Below are 18,763 nucleotides of genomic sequence, written 5' to 3'. Positions count from 1 at the left end.
TATTTAAAACTATGGCATCTCAATAGACTGTATTACTGTTTATTACAGAACTATATTTTTAGTTATAGATTGTGTGGGAATTACGAAAAAGGAGCTGTCTTATAGAATTTTAAAGTTATCCCTGTCGGAAAGCAAGGGAAATTTATGCCTGAAATCGTGAAGTTGAGAATAGGAAATTTCAAAGGTTTTTACCGCTTCATTTTCTCCCATAAACTCGGCAAATCCTTTTGGAGAAATACAAGACGAATCGCCAAGATATTTTAAACCGGTACCATCCGTTCCAACACGGTTAACACCAAAACAATAGGCCTGATTTTCAATAGCTCTTGAAATGAGCAGGTTTTTCCAGACATGATGCCGTGGCGATGGCCAGTTGGCAATATAAAATATCACATCGTAATCTTCCTGGTTTCTTGCAAAAACCGGGAAACGGAGGTCGTAACAAATTTGCGGACAGAATTTCCAGCCTTTATAATCAACAATCAATTTATCTTTTCCGGGCGTATAATGCAAATGCTCCTGCCCCATGCTGTATAAGTGGCGTTTATCGTACGTTTCTGTTTTACCTTCAGGAAATGCCCAAATCGCACGGTTATACACCTTTCCATCCTCTTCGATGATCAGACTTCCAACCACAGCCGCATTTTTATCCGAAGCTACTTGCTGCATCCATTTTATAGATGGGCCATCCATTTGTTCCTTTAACTTTTCCGGATGCATTGAAAAACCGGTGGTAAACATTTCAGGAAGTATGATCACGTCTGTCTCGTTAATTTTATCAAACCATTCCGAATATTTTTTCAGGTTTGCGTCTGGATTCTCCCAGATTATATCGGGTTGTATGACGGTAATTTTTAGGTTTTCCATTTTGTTTCTCGCAGATTAAGCGGATAAGCGCAAATTAAAATTTATCAATCACAGTAACTCCCAGATTTTCAAAGTTGTTCATATTCACCAGAGCCTCAGGTGCTTCTTCCAATGAAATAGTTTTGCCCAACATGAGTTCAGGATGTACCTTGCCTGCTTTTATCATTTCGAATACTGCGCTGTAACGAAATGCCTGCATACCGTGGCTTCCAAGAATTTCAATTTCGTGAGCCACTACTTTATCCATTGGCACTTTTGGGTGTTTATGATCGGCAGTTGTTAAACCAACCTGCACATGTTTTCCCCGTTTTCGCAAACAGGAAATGGAATTAAAACAGGTTTCCTGGCTGCCCAGCGCATCGATGGAAAGATGAGCTCCGCGACCGGTAACTTTTATAATTTCGGTCGGAACATTCTGTGTTTCTTTTGCGTTGATCAGAATGTTTGCGCCTAACTTTTTAGCCAGTTGCAATTTTGTATCATCAATATCAACGGCAATTACATTGGCGCCTGCACCCGATGCAATATTTATGGCAGATAAACCTACTCCCCCACAACCATGCACTGCTACCCATTGTCCGGCTGTAACTTTCCCCTGGTCGATAACCGCACGAAACGAGGTGATAAACCGGCACCCCAGGCTGGCAGCTGTTACAAAATCAATCTCACCGGGCAAATGTACCAGGTTAATATCGGCGTATTTTATTTCCACCAGCTCGGCAAAAGATCCCCAGGCAGTAAATCCTGGTTGAAACTGATTATCACACACTTGCAGATTACCCGTCTGGCATTCGGGACAGCATCCACAACCACTTACAAAGGGAACAGTAACGCGGTCGCCAACTTTAAAGTTTTTGATTTCCGATCCAACTTCGGCAATTGTTCCTGCCAATTCGTGCCCCGGAACATGTGGTAAAACAATATCCGGGTCGTGTCCCATCCAACCGTGCCAGTCGCTGCGACAAAGCCCGGTGGCTCCAACTTTAACGATCACACTATCGGGAGAAACCGTTGGATTGGGAACTTCCTTGATATCAACTTTTCCCTGAAATTCTTCGTAATAAACAGCCTTCATTTGAATTAGCCGGAAGACCAAAGACAGAAGTCTGAAGAAAAGTCTCCAACTCCCAAATCAATCTTTCCTATTTTTTAAGTTTCACAATATCTTGACGAACTCAAATGTAGTTAGAAGAAATTGGAAAAAGGAAAAATTATTGTCCACTCTTACATGACTTTTCAACAGCGAAGTGCCGGTAATTTCAAAGTGCTAAAGATTTTCAGATTTTTGATGTGGTTCAGTTTATTCATATAATTAGTTCCGGCATTAAAAACTCAGGATTTATTCAACTAATTGAACCGTTTTTTTTGTATTTAAAAACCTTACTGAGAGGCACTTATATTAAACAAATGTAATTCCCTGGTCTGCACATATTTTTGCAACTTTTTCAAAATCGGGCGGACCTGGAGGGAGTTTAGACAGTTCGTTAAACATTTTTTCAATACCTGCAGGAAAAGCACTAGTTATCATTTGTGCTTTTTCTGTACCTACCACCTTCCATGAGTGCGATAAGTTTTTGGGGGCAAAAGCAACATCACCAGCATTTAAAACTGTAATTTTTCCATCAACCATTATCTCAATTTGCCCTTTTATCACACGAAAAATTTCATCTTCTTTTGTGTGAATATGTGGCGGTATACCAACACCGGGCTCAACATTATCAACCCATTCAACAATTTGGTTATTTGTATCGCTTCCGAGCAATTTATGCGTTTGAATATCTCCGATTACATTAAGAATTTCCCCATCTTCATTTCGAACTATTTTGGGATCGAGTTTGCTTGATGTTGAATTTTTATCTGAATTTACTTCTGCGTGAGAAAAGACAGGAAACATTGCTAAACTTAAACCAATTCCTGTGCTTTTAATAAATGTCTTTCTATTCATAATTTTACTATTTAGATATAATAATTCCAATAAAGAGTACTCTTTTCACGTGTTTTAATTTATCTTTTTGCGCTATTCAAAGATAAAAAGACAATAAGGTATGTAAATGTAATTTTCGGGGTAAAATCTTAGAAAATGGAAATCATTATAATTTTCGGTACTCCAAAGGAGAGTAACCAATATGCTTTTTACAAAAAGCAGTAAAATATTCAGGAGAGGAGAACCCCAGTTCATAAGCGATTTCTTTTGAACTTTTATCGGTAAATTTTAATGCATGCCTGGATCGCATCACAAGCTGTTCTATAATCAGGCTTTTTGCACTCACTCCCAACACTTCTCTAATGCTCTCGTTTAAATAGGTTGATGATACGTTTAGCCTATCAGAATAATCGTTAACTTTTTGAAGTTCGGTAACATTTTCACTAAGGAGTCTTTTAAATTTATAAACCAAAGTTGCTTTACTGCTGTGTTTGCTTATTGGCGATTTTATATTGCATTGCCCATCGCAGTATACAAAGAAAGTGTTAACGAGCCCCATTATTGCATCCTCTTTGTGATTTAGATTTGTGGTTAATAATTCATCCAACATCTCTAAAACTGCTTGCACCCTAATTTCTATACCCGGAGCCAGTTGTGCCCGATGAACTGTATCGGAGTGAAGAATTCTAACCACATTTATTTCAAGTCTGCTTAACACTGGCTGATTCATAATAGGATCTGACAGATACATAATATATCCGCTTGATTGAGCTTCATTTTCTTTAATTATTTCCCACTCGAAACTGGGATTTAGAAAAAACATGGTATTGGCTATATTCTCATATAAAACCTTATTAATCAGTATTCCTTTCACAGCTCCTCTAATCCAAATTATTGAGTAGTAATTACCTTGTGGTTTAATATGTCGACTCTGAACTATCTTTGATATTTTGATTTGGTCATTTATCATTTGCCAGCTTTTTAGAAGCTATGAAATAAAATAGCTTCGAATATTCAATAAATTCAAATATGTTTTTTAGGTACATATTCCCCATCTCATAACCCTACAACTAACAATTTGTTTTCAACAATAAAAAGAACAGTTTAAACGCACTTCTTTAAAATGTATCATTCTACTTTCCCTGCTACATCCGCATTCTATACATAATTTGTCCCCAATAACCTACTTTTATCCGGCGCTTTTAACCGTGTCGACGGTTCTTCCATATTTTCGTTGGGCAAACGGTAGATTTGGGTGGCTTCAATACTGAGGAAGCCAAATTCTTCTACCACTTTTCCTTTTATCAGGTAGCAGCCACCTCCCGAAAACGGGTAACGAGCGGCAATTTCGGGAAACTGCACCGTGTCGATCCAGTGCCCTTTAAAATCGATGAACACACCAAAACTCATGCTTTTGCCATCGTTGGTGCGGGTACGTTTTACATGCACCAGGCTTCCTACAATTGCCACGTTCTGGTTAATCAGAAAGGCCAGATCGGCGGCAGTGGTTGGCGGCAACTGCATATTTTCCAGCAAATGAAAAGGTGAACAGGTAACCGGAAATCCCAGCAGTTCAATTTCATCGTAAGCATTTTCCAACGGATGATAGTACAACTCCGGAATTTTAAACTCCTTCACTTCCTGCTTGAATAAAGTACGCTCGGGCGCCGTTTTTTTCGATTTCGACAGAATAAAATGTGCATTCCACAGTAATTCCTTTTTCGATTTGCGGGTAAAATTAAAGGCGCCAATCCGGATCAAAATACTCAGCTGCTCCAGCGAAATGGGCACACGCTCCAGGAAATCCTGCAAACTGTGGTAATAACCGCCACGGTAACGCTCGTTCAAAACCGCATTTATCGTATTCGTTTCCAGGCTTTTTAAAAATCCCAGGCCAAGATGAATCACTTTTCCATCGATCACGGTTTGCATTTCGCTGCGGTTAACACAGGGCGGGAAGATCGTTGCCCCATGCATACGTGCCTCGTGCACATACAATTCGGTGCGGTAAAAACCACCGCCGTTATTGATGGTGGCCACAATATACTCCAGCGGATAGTAGGCCTTTATAAACAGCGCCTGAAAACTCTCTACCGCATACGACGCCGAGTGCCCCTTGGAAAAAGCGTAATTGGCAAAACTCTCGATCTGCTCCCACACACGTTTTACCAAATCGTGGGCATAACCGCGTTCGGCACAGTTGGAGAAGAATTTATCCTTGATCTTTCCAAACTCGTTGCGTTGTTTGAATTTCCACGACATACCGCGGCGCAAAATATCCGACTCGGCGAGCGTGAGCCCGGCAAAAAGATGCGCTACTTTTATCACATTTTCCTGGTAAACCATCACGCCGAAGGTTTCTTCCAGCAGTTGGTAAAGTTCCGGAGCCTCGGCTTTGGCAGCCACACAACGACTGCGGTCGCGGTAACGCAGAATATACTCGCGCATCATTCCGCTTTGTGCCACACCCGGGCGAATAATCGAGCTGGCTGCCACCAAACGCAGGTAATCGTCGGCCTCCAGCTTAGTCAGCAACATACGCATGGCCGGCGATTCCACATAAAAACACCCGATGGTATTTCCACGCTTCAGGAGCTCTTTTATTTGTGGATCTTCCTTAAACGTTTTCAGGTCGTGAATGTCAATTTCAGCACCTGCATTTTCCTGTACCAACTGAATGGCATCCTGAATTTTACTCAAACCACGCTGTCCCAGAATATCGAATTTGGCAAAACCAATGTCTTCAGCTTCAAGCATACTAAAGTGAACAGTAGGGAAACCTTTGGGCGGCATAATAGTAGCCGAATAGGTACTGATAGGCTCTTCGGAAATCAATATCCCGCTGGAGTGTACACTTAAATGGCTCGGAAAACCGTGAATGAGTTTGCTGTACTGCAACACCAGCCGACTGATTTCATCAAGACTACCGAAATCTTTTACCTTTTGCAGTTTCTCAATTTCATGCGCAGGCAAACCAAACACCTTTCCTAACTCGCGAACTACCGATTTGTACTGAAATGTGATGTAAGTTCCCACCAGCGCTGTGTGATCCCAGCCATGCCGTTCGAAAATGTAGCGCGTAATATGATCGCGGTCGCGCGAAGCAAAATCAATGTCAAAATCAGGCGGACTCTGCCGCGAAGGATTAATAAAACGCTCGAAATACAGGTCCAGCTCAATGGGATCGACATCGGTAATACGAAGCAGGTAGGCCACCATACTGTTGGCACCACTTCCCCGCCCCACATAATAACAACCTTCGCGGCGGGCGTACTCCACCAGGTCCCAATTGATGAGAAAATACGAGGCAAAATCCATCTGACGAATCACCGCCAGCTCTTTCTCCATTCGCGCCACCACAGCCTCCGAAGGACTTTTGTAACGATACTTCAATCCTTCGTTCGCCAGCTTTGTCAATAATTCGAAATCCTCTTCGGGCGAGTTGGTAAAACACTTTTTGTTTTTGGCTTTCTTGAAGGTAAAATGAATGGAACAACTGTTAATCAGGCGCTGCGTATTTTCAATAATATCCGGAAAATCGCGAAATACGTCCCGTATTTTTTCCTGCGGAAACATTATCTCATCCGGACTGGCTTCTTCGCTTTTGGGCAGGCGGCTCAACAGCGTATTGTTGTCCATCGTGCGCAAGAGCCGGTGGATATTAAAGTCGCGTTTATTGCGAAAAGTAACCGGCTGCAACACAAGTAGTTTTTCCCGGTGGTTGCGTAGGTCGCCAAATATTTTGCTGATCTGCGTTGCTTTTACACCGATAAATTCATTCTCGCGCAACAGTTTTGGATGTACTTTCCCAACCGGATAAATAAAATACACATCCTCCATTTCCGGAGCTCGTTCCGCAAAATCAGCTTCTTCATGCAAATGCATGGTAAGGTGTTCATTTAGCTTCTGAAAACCACTGTTGTTTCTGGCAATGCCAATGTATTGTTGCTGTGCTCCGTTCCTAAAATCGATGCCTGCAACCGGACGCAGGTCTTTTCCTTCGCAACGGCGGATAAAATCGATGATTGCCGAAGTGTTGTTGATATCGGTCAACACCAGCGAACTGTAACCTTTCCCGGTAGCTTCATCAATCAACTCATCGATGGAAAGCGTGCCGAATTTGTAGCTGTAATAGGTATGGCAATTTAGTAGCATTTTTAGTTACGAGTTTTTAGCTATTAGTTTCAAGCTGCAAGCTTCAAGAATCAATCTAATCCCAAAAGAAATAGGCAATTGGCAAAATAGCAGTATGCAAAATCAGCCAGTGTCACCCTGAGCGTAGTCGAAGGGTACTTGTTCCCAACATCAATCTTTTCAATCATCTCAATCTATTTTCAATCTTTCTTACAATCAATCTTGCTACTTTCATGCTGTCGGCTTTCTTCAGTCTTCTAACTTCGTGCTTCCAGCTTCTTTCACATCCTCCTGTGGGCCGGAATTACCGGTGGCTGGCCGTTAAACGGATTACTCATTTGTCCGATACCACGGGTTCCCATGGTTGAGGCGCGCTGCACTGCATTTTGTCCAAAGCGGTTGCGTATCTTATCCATGCGCTGATACAGATTTATCAGTTTGGTATCGTCTTCAAACAGTTTCATCTGGTAACTTCCGCCCACCAAATGACTAAAACGCACGCCCACCAACCGCACCAAAACCCGGCGCGTATACAGCTGATCAAAAAGTTCCATGGTGGTTTGAATAAGCGTATGATCGAGTGAAGTGTACGGAATGCGCTTTTGCCGGGTGCGGGTATCAAAATCGGAATAACGCACGGTTACCGTAACACACGACGTTAATTTGTTTCCGTTGCGCAGGTAAAAAGCCAGTTTTTCGGCCATGGCCAGCAGCAGGTTTTTCAGCGCCTGCACATCAATGGTATCTTTCTCAAAAGTCAGCGACGACGAAATGGATTTTCGCTCGTGATAAGGTTCTACCAGCGAATTATCGATTCCCTGCGCCTTTTTCCACAGCACAATTCCGTTCTTTCCCATCACTTTGTCCATCAGTTCGATAGGCATCTCCTGGATGGTTTTCACATAACGGATTCCCATACTCAGCAGCATTTTGTAAGTCTGATCGCCCACCATCGGAATTTTTTTCACCGGCAGCGGCGCCAGAAACTCTTTTTCATGCCCGTATTCAATCTGCTGAAAATTATTGGGTTTTATCTCGCCGGTGGCTACTTTCGAGACCGTTTTATTAGTCGACAGCCCAAAAGAAATGGGTAAATGTGTTTGATCGATAATGCGCTGGCGCAATTCCTGTGCCCACTTGTAGCAGCCGTAAAATTTATCCATTCCGCTTACATCGATATAAAACTCGTCGATGGATGATTTTTCGTAAAGCGGTGCTTCCTCTTTAATTATATCCGTTATCTCATCGGAGAATTTGCTGTAAATGGAGCTGTTTCCTTTTACCACAATGGCCTCGGGACAAAGCCGGCGCGCCATTTGCATGGGCATGGCCGAATGTACACCGTATTGTCGCGCCTCGTAGCTGCAGGCTGCCACCACTCCCCGTCCACTGGTACCTCCAACCAACACCGGTTTGCCAATCAACTCGCGGTTCATCAGCCTTTCACACGACACAAAAAAGGTGTCCAGATCAATATGTACAATATTTCGATTCAAAATGTCGATATTTTCGTCAATTTTTCGACTATAATTTAGTCATTTTTTATTATATTTGGAAATAAAAGTCTGAAGACCGAAGTCGGGAGACGGAAGTTTTTAGTAAGTGTAACCTTTAAGATATATATTATGGAATTTAAGTTTGAAAAGCTGATAATCTGGCAAAAAGCGATTAAAGGCTAAAGCCATATTTGGATTGAACAGTCTCTTTACACCAAGCTAAAGCATGGTGCTAAAAAGGAAATTACCACTATAAGAAAATTTTGCACCGCGGCTTTAGCCCGGTGATTATGAGATACAATACAGAAACGGCTTTAGCCTTTAATCTTAAGTTATGTCGTACGTTAAAATTTGGATTCATGCTGTCTGGGCAGTAAAAAACCGGGAACCAATAATTTCAGAAGAGAACAGAAAGATTCTTTTTGAGCATATCCACAAAAATGCTTTGGAAAAAGAGATACTAATAGAAGCTGTTGGAGGGTACAATAACCATGTACATTGTCTTTTTCGGTTGAAAATGATCAAACCATTGAGAAAATTATGCAATTAATAAAGGGGGAATCATCTTTCTGGTTTAACAAGAATATTTCTAATCACATAAAACTAAGCTGGCAAAAAGAATACTTTGCGGTGAGTGTAAGTGAATCACAAATAGAGAGAGTTGTAAATTATATTCATACACAGGAAAGCCATCATAAAAAGAAAACCTGGGAGGAAGAATATCTGGAGTTCATTAAAATTTATGGCTTTAAAGTTTTTAAAGGCTAAAGCCTGTTTTAATTGTCAATTATTATCGCCAAGCTAAAGCATGGCGCAAAACAAGAAACTATGCATTTCGCAAACAATCTAAAATTCCTACGTAAACGGCGCAAAAGATCGCAAATGGATCTGGCAACCGAACTGGGATTAACGCGTACTACCCTTTCCGGGTACGAAAAAAATGTGCAGCCACCTTTTCCGGTGCTGATAAAAATATCGGAGTACTTTAATGTATCGCTCGATGCACTGATAAAATACCGGCTGGAAGTTTTGTCGGAAGAACAACTTTCGCAAATAGAAAAAGGATTTGATGTAGATGTTACCGGACGAAAACTCCGGCTACTGACGATCTCTGTGGATAAAGAAGGCAAAGAAAACATTGAAATGGTTCCGGTAAAGGCACAGGCCGGTTATACCAACAGCTATGGCGATTTGGATTTTATTGCGTCGCTACCCAAATTCAGACTCCCGTTTCTTCCGGAAGACAAAACATACCGCACTTTCCAAATTCAGGGCGATTCGATGCTGCCCATAAAAGAAGACTCGTGGGTAACCTGTTCGTTTACCGAAGACTGGACCAACATTAAAGATGGCAAAGCCTGCATTGTTGTAACTCAGGATGATGGTGTAGTTTTTAAGCTGGTTTACAAACGATTAAAAGATAAAAAATTCTTACTGGTTTCGTTAAACCGAAATTATTCACCTTACGAAATTGCGGTTTCGCAGGTGATGGAAATCTGGCAATTTGAAACCGTAAACAGTTTTGAAGTAGAAAGCGATTAGGGTTTTAAACTAAAAAGTGTATTTTCAGTCAAAATCAAAATAAACCAAAAATTTTTACCATGAAATCTCAGTTCATTCTATTTTCTCTTCTTTTTCTTTTTGCTGTTTCAACGAGCAAAGCACAACCTCAGGCCGACGATAACTGGATGCAATGGCGAGGCCCGCTGGGCAACGGTGTGGCGGTAAAAGCAAATCCCCCGATTGATTTCAATGAAACCAAAAATCTGAAATGGAAAACCGCAATACCTGGCAGAGGAAACGCTACACCAATTGTTTACGAGGACAAGATCATAATTTTAACAGCTGTTCCAACTGATTCGTCTGCCGATCCGCAAGTTTCGCCTAATGTCGATCACAATTTTAACGTAGTTCTGGTGAACCGAAACGATGGTAGTATTATCTGGGAAAAAACGGTTGCCACCGATCTTCCTCAAGGCAAAATTCATGAATTAAGCAGCTGGGCCTCGAATTCACCCTGTACCGATGGCGAGATGATTTATGCCTACTTCGGATCGTTTGGACTGTACTGCCTTGATTTCGAAGGGAATATTATCTGGAAACGCGATTTCGGAACAATGGAAAAGCGCATGAACTTTGGCGATGGTGCATCGCCATACCTTTACAAAGACCGGCTTTTTATACAATGGGATCATGAAGGTGACTCATGGATATATTGTGTTGATAAAAAAAACGGTAACGACATTTGGAAAATGGAACGCGACGAACCCACCAGCTGGTCGACACCTTTTGTTGTGGAGGCCAACGGAAAAACTCAGGTAATAACCAGTGCAACAACAGCAATTCGGAGCTACGATTATGAGAACGGAAACGTTTTATGGTCGTCAACTGGAATGACCGGCAATGTAATACCGGTACCAATGGTTGAAAATAACATGTTGTATGTAACGAGTGGCTTTAGAGGAGCAGCTCTGCAGGCAATAGATTTAACAAAAGCCAGTGGCGATATCACCGGAACTGACGCAATAATATGGGAATATAACCAGGATACACCCTATACGCCATGTGCTCTGCTGATGGATGGCAAGCTTTATTTTTTACGTGCAAACAATGGAGTGATGACCTGTCTTGATGCAAAAGACGGAAGCGTTCTTTACTCCAAAGAAAGACTGGAAGGAATAAGCACTATTTTTTCATCTCCTTCGGGAGCCGATGGAAAAATTTACATTGCCGCGAAAGGAATCTGTTTAGTTATTAAAGCCGGTGAGGATTTTGAAATCCTGGCCTCAAACGAACTTGATGACGACTTCCATGCATCGCCGGTATTTGTTGATAACCAACTTATTTTAAGAGGATTTGAAAGCCTGTATTGTTTTGAAGAATAATTAATTGTCTCTTGTATAAAAATGGCGGGAACCAGAATTGATTGGTTCCCGCCATTTTATTTTCAATACACTAATACTTTCAATTGTTCACTGAAATTCGACTCTACCACATACACATAAAAAAGCCTGCTTTCGTATTTCTACAAAAACAGGCTTCTGCGTTATTAACTTTCCTCTAAAAACCAATTATGACACTTTAATTTCAACGGGCTCTTTTTTAAGCGCTTCTTCCTTTTTCGGAAGTTCAATGTTTAAAATTCCATTTTCAAATTTTGCGCTAATCTTTTCAGTATCAACCGATTTTGGCAAACGATATTTCTTTTCGAAATTTTTTGCACCAAACTCGCGGTGTGCATATTTGTAAACCTCGTCGTTTTCCTTTTCTTCTTTTTCAACCTTAACGGTCAATACATTTTTGTGAACATTTAGCTGAAGATCCTCTTTTACGAAACCTGGCAACAATACTTCGATCTTAAATTCTTTTTCTGTTTCAAAAATGTTGGTTGCGGGCGATGCACCACATTTATTTACGTAGTTTTCGTGGTAATCGTTTCTCAGGAAATTGTTGAATAATTCATCAACTAAAGTTCTGTTTACGTTGTAACGTGGGTTTTCAAATCTTACTAAATTCATGACTTTTCCTCCTAATATTTTAAATTCTTGTTTAAAATTTTGTTTTCAAATTACTGCATGCCATAAATCAATTCCTGTTCCAACAAACTTTTTCTGCCGATCTTATCATTTTTGACCATAAACACAATGTCATATTGACCGAATTATTATTTAAATCATGCCTATTTGACACTTTGTTCAGTTTTATAGATGTTTAATGAGGATCAATCAAAGCTGAAAATATTATTAACCTGAGTTCAATTCTAAAATAAGTCACAGCTTTAGCTATTTATAGTCAGAAACTTCCACCGGTTTTCGAAGTACTATCGAGATAATTCAAGAAAATTGGGGGAAGTTTATGGCAAAAAGAGCAAAGCCTGTAAAGAAAGTCCTTCTTACGCCATCTATGCATTTTAATTTTTTTGAAATAACCCGTTATTCCTGCAAAAAATAAAATACAAATCTGACGCAATTATGACTTTCTGTGAGAATATTTTAGAATTGAATTCAGGTTATTACCTTTGCGCAAAATTTTTCCAGAAATGAGGATTGATATTATAACAGTTTTACCGGAAATTATTGAAAGTCCGTTTAGTCATTCAATCATTAAGCGGGCACAGGATAAAGGGCTGGCAGAAATACATATTCATAATTTACGCGATTATTCGGAAGACAAACACCGACGAGTAGATGATTATTCGTTTGGCAAGGGCGCAGGCATGGTAATGGCCATTCAACCTATTGAAAAAGCGATTGAGACATTAAAAGCCGAACGCGATTATGATGAGATAATTTTTACAACACCTGATGGAGGAGTTTTTGACCAACAGGAAGCCAATAAACTCTCGCTAAAGCAAAATTTAATCATTCTTTGCGGACATTACAAAGGTATCGACCAACGAATTCGGGACACCTATATTACAAAAGAAATATCGGTTGGAGACTTTGTGCTAACCGGCGGCGAACTTGCTGCAGCAATAATTACTGATGCTGTTGTTCGCCTTTTGCCAGGAGTACTTTCCGACGAAACATCCGCCCTTACCGACTCGTTCCAGGACCACCTGTTGAGTCCGCCCGTTTATACACGTCCGGCTGAATATAAAGGTATGAAAGTACCAGAAGTTCTACTCAGCGGAAATGATAAACTGGTTGATGACTGGAAACACGACCAAGCTATTGAACGAACTAAAACATTGCGTCCCGACTTATACAAAAAGTATTTAGGAGAAGATTAATTTATGCCAAATACAGCACCATTCAACACAATTGAGGTAATTAAAAGAAGCTCGAACCATACTGAAGCTAAAAATATTCTGATAATTGGCGTTTTTCATGGGGAGGAACCTCAGGGAGAATATGTAATCAACAGATATCTTGAAAACGGGAATCTGTCTGACACAAAAAATCATTTGTTTTTTATTCCCTGTTTAAATCATTGGGGCAAAGAGCGCGGCGTTCGTGTAAATCAAAATGGTGTGGATTTAAACCGAAACTACCCCACAAAAAACTGGATTGAAACGGAAAAAGATGAATTTTACTCGGGAACACATGCGGCATCGGAACTTACAACCCGTCAGATGACCGAGATATTGAAAGAATTAAAACCCGACATCATCCTTACACTCCATGCACCATTAAAATGTGTGAACTACGATGGCCCGGCAAAAGAACTGGCTGAGAAAATTTCGGAATTTTGTGATTATCCGGTAATTGCAGACTTGGGATACCCTACTCCCGGATCGTTTGGCACTTACTGCGGTGTTGAACGCAACATACCTACCATCACTCTTGAATACGACGACGAAGAAGATTACGAAAGCATTTACAAGAAAACGGAAAAGATTTTTAACTGGTTGGCCGTTTATTAGTTTACAGTCTCAGTAAACAGTTTTCAGGCCCTCTCTTCAAGCTTCGTGCTTCAGGCTTATCAAAACCTTCTGCAAATTCCGCGATAAGCACAATACTCGCACTTTTTATCGTATTCTGTTTGTGCAAATTCGTTATCTTCCGAAAAGATTTCGGAAACTAAACCGGCCAATTCACCTTCAAATTCTTCAGCTACTTCGTCAAAGAAAAAATCTTTGTAATTCATTTGCACTGCCGCCGTAAAATTCTCGGCAAATAAACTGCGCAAAGGGTAAATAGCCGCCTGAATTTCTGCGGCATTTGTTTCTGTTGCCAATCCCCACGAATAGATCAAAGCCTGCAAAATCTCCTTTTTCGGCTCTTTTGCATCTCTTTCAAACAGCTCGTCAACCGCTTTAAAACGCGTTGTTTTTACATTTCCGGTTTTATAATCGAGCACCCGGGTCACGCCATCAGCACGGTCAACACGGTCGATCATTCCACCAACACATATTTTATTATCGCCGGCTTGTATCCAACGTTTGTAGCGCTGTTCCAGACTAACAACGGTAAATGGCGCCATTTCCTTATCAATTTTCAAAAGTTGGCGCAAGTAGGTTATAGCATTCTCGAAAATCAGCAAGGTTTTACCTTCCAGCTTAATTTCGCCTTTTAACGGAAGTTTCTTTTTCAAATAGTGAATGGCAATCTGTTTGGTCACCTCGTTCTCCAGCCACACACGGTCTTTTTGAATTTTCTCGATATTACTTTTCTCAACAACCCTACCAACATACGGCTTATACAGCTCTTCAAGCGTATCGTGAAAAATATTACCAAAAACAACGCCGTCAATTTCTTCTTTCACTTCCTCAGGCTCCGGTAAACGAACCACATACTGATAGTAAAATTTCAACTTACAATTCAGGTATGTATTTATCGCACTTGGCGAAAGCGGGTGATCCTCGGAATTATTAGCCAGCAGTTTCGCCACTACTTCTTTCGAACTTTTTATGCGAATCTCCTCTACCGGATCATTCGAAAACGAAAAATCTAGGTTCAGCATAGCAGGTTTATGCACTGAATCGTACTGCAACTGGTAACCGTAACGGCTTAGCTCTCCTGTTCCGATTCCTTCTTTCACAACACTGTAGGTAGCCGTAATATTTTTTGCACGCTGAACAAGACGATAAAAATAATAGGCATACATGGCATCCTGTTCATCGATACCCGGTAATCCAAATCCCAAACGAATATTAAAAGGAATAAACGACGGTGCTGTGAATTTTCGTGGCCATTTATTTTCGTTCAACCCGAGAATGATCAGGTTTTCAAAATCCAGACAGCGGGTTTCCAAAATTCCCATTACCTGCATGCCACTTAACGGTTCGCCTTCAAAAGCTACCGAAACCTGCCCCAAATACTGCGAAAACAATCGGAAATAAACAGCCTCACTAATTTCCCGCTGCTGCTCACTCAACACGTCATTAACAACGGCTTTTAGCTTTTCAATGGCCTGATAAATAGAATAGATAAGCTCCAGCAACATTGCATTATCAATCTCACTATCTTTTAAATGACCATAAAATGCGGCAAGCACATTTAAGAAGTACGAACTGTAATCCGCCGTTTTTTCCGGAAGCGTAAATATTTGTTTGTGCAATGGCGAGAAATCAATCTCGGCAAGTGGCACCGTAATTCGGTTGTAATTTTTTAATTGGTTAATATATGCCTTTGCAGCATCACTCGCGGTATCGCCCAACAACTGATGATTCAGCACATCGGTAACATAGCGGTAATAAGCCACAGAATTATCGCCTTCTTTTCGTTTGTTCTTCAGCAGCGTTACCAGCAACATTAAAAAGCCGTAAACCACCGAATTTCGCACCGAATACCCCATCGTAACATTTACCTTATCGATATTCGCCGGCACGGCACCCAGCGCCGAAAACAGCAGACTTTCATCGGCAAGCACAATCGCGGTATTGTCAAACTCTTTTTTGTACGACTTTTTTGTTTCATCCAGAAAATTAGGAATCTGTTGCGCCTGCCCGTAAACCGACGAAACAGCAACCATTTTCATATTTTTCCGATGATTAAAACATGTTACGTCCAACTTAAAATCGTCAGGCTGCGGAAATTCCACCAAGTTTGTTCTCAAGAAATGGCCGGCTTCATTTTGTTGATCGTTGAGATACGACTCATCGTAATCCCATAAAAACTCTGCCTTTCCCAAACTTTGCAGATGCTTAAAGAATCGCTTTTCGCAGGCATTCAGTGCATTCAAGCCTACGATATAATATTTTTTGTACGGGAAACTCTTTTTTTCGTCATCCAGATGTTCAGCCACTTCCCGATCCTGCATTCCGGGGTAAGCCAATTGTTTTTCGGCCAGCTGCTTTTTAAAATCCTGATAAACGGGATACAACTTATCCCAAATCGATATATATTTTTCTTTGAAACCTTTTTTATCCACCACGGCCATACTTCCCCAAAACTGCTCCAGCGCTTTTTTCTGCTCGTCGGTGAGGTAATCAAACACCGATTCTATTTCTTTCAGATCAGAAACATTGGTAAACAGATCTTTGGCATTAACCAGGTAACGATCGATATCATTAAAATCTGCCAGCAGAATTTCGCCCCAGAAGTAGAACTCATCAAAGGTTTCAGTGGTTTTGGTGTTCTTCAGAAACACATCATAAAGCAAAGAAATCAGCTGCAGCTTCTCGCCTTTTTGCATGGAAGAATACGATGCCATCAACTCATTTATCGTAGTCGTATTGGGGCCAATCGCCGCACCATCAACAGTTTTCTGCAAATAATGAGTAAAAAAAACGCCGGCTCTGCGGTTAGGAAAAACCACACAAAGATCCTTTAACTCGTTTTGATGTTTTTGATAAATAAATTTAGCGCATTGCGAGAGAAATCGTTCCATACTTCAGTTCATCGTTCAGGGCTTAAAGTTCATAGTTTAGCCTGAATAAACAAGAAATTGATGCAATAAAATTTTCTTAAATTAGAGCATTCGTAATAAGCTTTTTGTATAAATCATTCTTTCACAACATGAAAAAAATAGCACTATCACTCTTATCGTTTGTTCTAACGATTCAATTGTTCGCTCAAGATCGTATTACAGGTCTCAACTTTGCCACCCGCAGCGAGGTAATCGCACAAAACGGAATGGCTTGCACCAGCCAGCCTCTGGCCACACAAGCGGCACTTGATATTTTAAAAGCCGGCGGCAATGCCATCGATGCAGCCATTGCCGCCAATGCTGTTCTGGGATTGGTAGAACCCACTGGAAACGGCATGGGCGGCGATTTGTTCGCCATTGTTTGGGATGCAAAAACAAAAAAACTATACGGCTTAAATGCCAGCGGACGCTCGCCTTACGATTTAACGCTTGATTATTTTAAAGAAAACGGTTACGAAAAAATACCATCGCACGGGCCACTTCCGGTTTCAGTTCCAGGTTGTGTTGATGGCTGGTTCGAACTCCATAATAAATTTGGCAGTCTGCCAATGAAAGAAGTCCTGTATCCTGCTATTTCGTATGCCGAGAATGGATTTCCAGTAACCGAACTTATTGCTTATTACTGGGGGCGCAGTGCCTTTTTAAGTCAATACCCGGGTTTTGAAGAGATTTTTATGCCCAATGGAAAATCACCTAAAAAAGGAGAAGTATTTAAAAATCCATATCTGGCTAACACTTTTAAACTGATTGCAGGGCAAGGCCGCGATGTGTTTTACAAAGGCGAAATCGCCGAGAAAATTGTAAAATATGTGCGCGAACAAGGTGGCTTTTTAAGCATGAAAGACTTTGAAGACCATCGTTCGGAATGGGTGGAGCCCATTTCTACCAACTACCGTGGTTATGATGTTTGGGAGCTTCCGCCAAACGGACAAGGGACAGCGGTATTGCAGATGTTAAACATCCTGGAGAATTATGATATTGCCAGCATGGGATTTGGCTCTCCTGAATACATGCACCATTTTATTGAAGCCAAAAAGCTGGCCTACGAAGACCGAGCAAAATATTATTCCGATATGGATTTTAACGATCTTCCTATCGATGAACTGATCTCGAAAGAATACGGAAAAGAAAGAGCAGCGTTGATCAATGAAAACCGTGCAGCCCGCTCCTATCCTGCCGGAGAGCTTGAACAGGGAAATACGATTTACCTGACAACTGCCGACAAAGACGGCAATATGGTTTCGCTAATACAAAGTAATTACCGTGGAATGGGCTCGGGAATGACTCCCGGAAAATTGGGATTTATTTTGCAAGACCGAGGAGAACTATTTGCTTTAGAGGAAGGCCACATGAATGTTTACGAACCACACAAACGTCCGTTCCACACCATTATCCCGGCCTTTATTACCAAGGATGGCGAACCTTATATTAGTTTCGGATTGATGGGCGGTGCCATGCAACCACAAGGGCATGTACAAATCGTCTGCAACCTGATCGATTTTGGCATGAACCTGCAGGAAGCCGGTGATGCGCCACGTATAAGCCACGATGGATCGAGCCAGCCAACAGGTGAAAAAATGAACGACGGGGGCCGTGTTTCACTGGAAAGCGGTTTTGACTACCAAACCATTCGGGAACTCATGAGCAAAGGACACCGGATTGGATACGCTTTGGGACCTTACGGCGGCTACCAGGCTATTATGTGGGACAAAGAAAACAAAGTATTTTTCGGAGCGTCTGAATCAAGAAAAGACGGGCAGGCTGCCGGATTTTAAACAAAACAATCCTGCGCCAGGGAATAATAATTATTACCAAGGTAAGAAGGACGATACCCAAGGGTAACAAGGGTAATACCGAGGGTAGAAAGCTTTTACCCAAGGGTAGCGAAGTAATTACCTAAGTTCGAAAGCCTGTAACCAAGGGTAGAATGATTTTTACCAAGGGGATAAGGCCTGTACCCAAGGGGAGAATGATTATTACCTGAGGTAGAAGGCTTTTACCCAAGGTTAGAATGATAATTACCTCAAAT

General features: G+C 41.2%; 13 protein-coding genes and 1 pseudogene. 6 read left to right on the top strand and 8 right to left on the bottom strand.

Annotated elements, in window-relative coordinates:
* Positions 1-99: 99 nt before the first annotated feature.
* From LH29_RS19065 to dinB, 6 genes are all read right to left on the bottom strand, one after another.
* Positions 100-867, bottom strand: a complete 768-nt coding sequence (locus LH29_RS19065) for an amidohydrolase (RefSeq protein ID WP_045032870.1) — start codon at positions 865-867, stop codon at positions 100-102.
* Between the two features lie 34 nt (positions 868-901).
* Positions 902-1,942: a zinc-dependent alcohol dehydrogenase family protein gene (locus LH29_RS19060; RefSeq protein WP_045032868.1), complete on the bottom strand. Its 1,041-nt coding sequence runs from the start codon at positions 1,940-1,942 to the stop codon at positions 902-904.
* Between the two features lie 324 nt (positions 1,943-2,266).
* Positions 2,267-2,842, bottom strand: coding sequence for a cupin domain-containing protein (locus tag LH29_RS19055; RefSeq protein WP_198152514.1), 576 nt, complete (start codon positions 2,840-2,842; stop codon positions 2,267-2,269).
* A 115-nt stretch (positions 2,843-2,957) separates the two neighbouring features.
* On the bottom strand, positions 2,958-3,761 hold the full coding sequence (locus tag LH29_RS19050; protein WP_045032865.1) for a helix-turn-helix domain-containing protein: 804 nt from the start codon (positions 3,759-3,761) through the stop codon (positions 2,958-2,960).
* Positions 3,762-3,949: 188 nt separating this feature from the next.
* Positions 3,950-6,946: a DNA polymerase III subunit alpha gene (locus LH29_RS19045; RefSeq protein ID WP_045032863.1), complete on the bottom strand. Its 2,997-nt coding sequence runs from the start codon at positions 6,944-6,946 to the stop codon at positions 3,950-3,952.
* 260 nt (positions 6,947-7,206) lie between these two features.
* Positions 7,207-8,421, bottom strand: a complete 1,215-nt coding sequence (gene dinB / locus LH29_RS19040) for a DNA polymerase IV (RefSeq protein WP_045032862.1) — start codon at positions 8,419-8,421, stop codon at positions 7,207-7,209.
* Positions 8,422-8,755: 334 nt separating this feature from the next.
* Here dinB and tnpA point away from each other — a divergent pair.
* The 3 genes and pseudogenes from tnpA (at position 8,756) to LH29_RS19025 (ending at position 11,306) form a co-directional block, all read left to right on the top strand.
* A pseudogene (gene tnpA / locus LH29_RS25165) lies at positions 8,756-9,189 on the top strand (IS200/IS605 family transposase).
* 60 nt (positions 9,190-9,249) lie between these two features.
* Positions 9,250-9,963 carry an XRE family transcriptional regulator gene (locus LH29_RS19030; protein ID WP_045033189.1) on the top strand — a complete coding sequence of 238 codons (714 nt, stop codon included), beginning with the start codon at positions 9,250-9,252 and terminating at the stop codon, positions 9,961-9,963.
* 59 nt (positions 9,964-10,022) lie between these two features.
* Positions 10,023-11,306 carry an outer membrane protein assembly factor BamB family protein gene (locus tag LH29_RS19025; RefSeq protein ID WP_045032860.1) on the top strand — a complete coding sequence of 428 codons (1,284 nt, stop codon included), beginning with the start codon at positions 10,023-10,025 and terminating at the stop codon, positions 11,304-11,306.
* 186 nt (positions 11,307-11,492) lie between these two features.
* Here LH29_RS19025 and LH29_RS19020 read toward each other — a convergent pair whose 3' ends face one another.
* Positions 11,493-11,939, bottom strand: a complete 447-nt coding sequence (locus tag LH29_RS19020; RefSeq protein ID WP_052671090.1) for an Hsp20/alpha crystallin family protein — start codon at positions 11,937-11,939, stop codon at positions 11,493-11,495.
* A 521-nt stretch (positions 11,940-12,460) separates the two neighbouring features.
* Here LH29_RS19020 and trmD point away from each other — a divergent pair.
* Complete coding sequence (gene trmD, locus LH29_RS19015; protein ID WP_045033187.1) at positions 12,461-13,153, top strand: tRNA (guanosine(37)-N1)-methyltransferase TrmD; 693 nt, start codon at positions 12,461-12,463, stop codon at positions 13,151-13,153.
* 3 nt (positions 13,154-13,156) lie between these two features.
* A complete protein-coding gene (locus tag LH29_RS19010) occupies positions 13,157-13,786 on the top strand; it encodes a M14 family zinc carboxypeptidase (RefSeq protein ID WP_052671089.1) in 630 nt (209 codons plus the stop codon).
* Between the two features lie 59 nt (positions 13,787-13,845).
* Here the strand turns inward: LH29_RS19010 and LH29_RS19005 are convergent, their stop codons facing one another.
* Positions 13,846-16,695 (bottom strand): PD-(D/E)XK nuclease family protein, encoded by a 2,850-nt coding sequence (locus LH29_RS19005; RefSeq protein ID WP_045032859.1) that lies wholly within the window; start codon positions 16,693-16,695, stop codon positions 13,846-13,848.
* A gap of 128 nt (positions 16,696-16,823) precedes the next feature.
* Between LH29_RS19005 and ggt the strand changes: the two genes are divergently transcribed.
* Positions 16,824-18,509 carry a gamma-glutamyltransferase gene (gene ggt / locus LH29_RS19000; protein WP_045032857.1) on the top strand — a complete coding sequence of 562 codons (1,686 nt, stop codon included), beginning with the start codon at positions 16,824-16,826 and terminating at the stop codon, positions 18,507-18,509.
* Positions 18,510-18,763 lie beyond the last annotated feature (254 nt).

This window comes from Draconibacterium sediminis (assembly GCF_000949475.1).
GTDB classification, from domain to species: Bacteria; Bacteroidota; Bacteroidia; order Bacteroidales; family Prolixibacteraceae; genus Draconibacterium; species Draconibacterium sediminis.
Note: the sequence above shows the minus strand (reverse complement) of the source record. Positions and strands in the feature narration are given on the sequence as shown.